Origin of the sequence: Acidovorax sp. NO-1, assembly GCF_000238595.1 — a bacterium.
Taxonomy (GTDB): domain Bacteria; phylum Pseudomonadota; class Gammaproteobacteria; order Burkholderiales; family Burkholderiaceae_C; genus Acidovorax.
Window position 1 is genome coordinate 1 of the sequence record NZ_AGTS01000070.1, and the last position, 1,187, is coordinate 1,187.

The window sequence follows — 1,187 nt, forward strand, 5'->3', positions numbered from 1 at the left end:
GGGATGTCCTGAACAACTCGGTTTCGCGCGTGCTACGAGACTGAGTTTTTCATCTGGCGCAATGGAGACCGTCTTTCCAGCGGTTCCGCCTTGTTTGGTGCCCCTTGTGGGGGCCACTTGCGCAGCCGCTGCGGCTGCACGGCTGTTTGCGGGCGCACTCATCCCTTCGCCCCCAGCAATTGGTGGCGCACCATCCACAGGTTGGACAGCGCAAACAGCGTCTTGAGCTGCAGTGTGTTCTTCTTCAATCCCCGGTAGCGCACCTTCACATATCCAAACTGCCGCTTGATCACCCGAAAGGGATGCTCCACCTTGGCCCGGATGCTTGCCTTGATCTTCTCCACCCGGTCTATGAGCGCGTCAACGGGGTTGTTCTCTTTGTCCAGCTCTTTGCGCTTGCCCGGGCGCATCGCTATGTGCCACGTCACGCCCGCCCTGGCATCCGGGCGCTTGTGAACGCCTTGATAGCCCGCGTCACCAAACCCGTCTTTTTCTTGCCCGTGCAGCAAGCTGTTGCCTTCTACAACGTCGGCCACGTTGCCCGAGGTTCCGATGACGGTATGCACCAGTCCTGACTCCGCGTCCACGCCAATGTGGGCCTTCATGCCAAAGTGCCATTCATTGCCCTTTTGGCTTGAGTGCATCTCTGGATCGCGCTTTCTGTCCTTGTTCTTGGTAGAGCTGGGCGCTGCGATCAACGTGGCGTCTACCGCAGTGCCCGCCTTGAGCAGCAAGCCCTGCGCTGCCAGCAGTTCGTTGACGGTGGCCAGAATCTGCTCGGCCAGCTTGTGCTTCTCCAGCCGGTGGCGAAACCTCAAAATGGTGCTCTCGTCAGGCATTCGTCCATGGGCATCGAGCCCTGCAAACTCCCGGTAGATCGGGGTGTCAAAGAGGGCTTCTTCCATCGCCAGATCCGACAAGGTAAACCACTGCTGCATGCAGTGGATGCGCAGCATGGTCTCCAGGGCAAAGGGTGGGCGGCCGTTCTTGCCCTCGGGGTAGTACGGGGCAATGACATCGATCAATGCAGCCCAGGGAACCACCCGATCCATCTGGACCAGCAGTTCCTGTTTGCGGGTCTTCTTGGTGCTCAGATTCAGGTCAAGGCTGCTTTGCTTCATGGCCTGTGAGGATGCCATTGCATGCTGACATGTACCAAACACTGCGGGGGGTTTTGCAGGATTTCC

1 protein-coding gene is annotated in these 1,187 nt (G+C 58.9%); it reads right to left on the reverse strand.

Annotated features, from left to right (window positions below):
* Nucleotides 1-158: 158 nt before the first annotated feature.
* Nucleotides 159-1,121 (reverse strand): IS5 family transposase, encoded by a 963-nt coding sequence (locus tag KYG_RS07375; protein ID WP_008904232.1) that lies wholly within the window; start codon nucleotides 1,119-1,121, stop codon nucleotides 159-161.
* Nucleotides 1,122-1,187 lie beyond the last annotated feature (66 nt).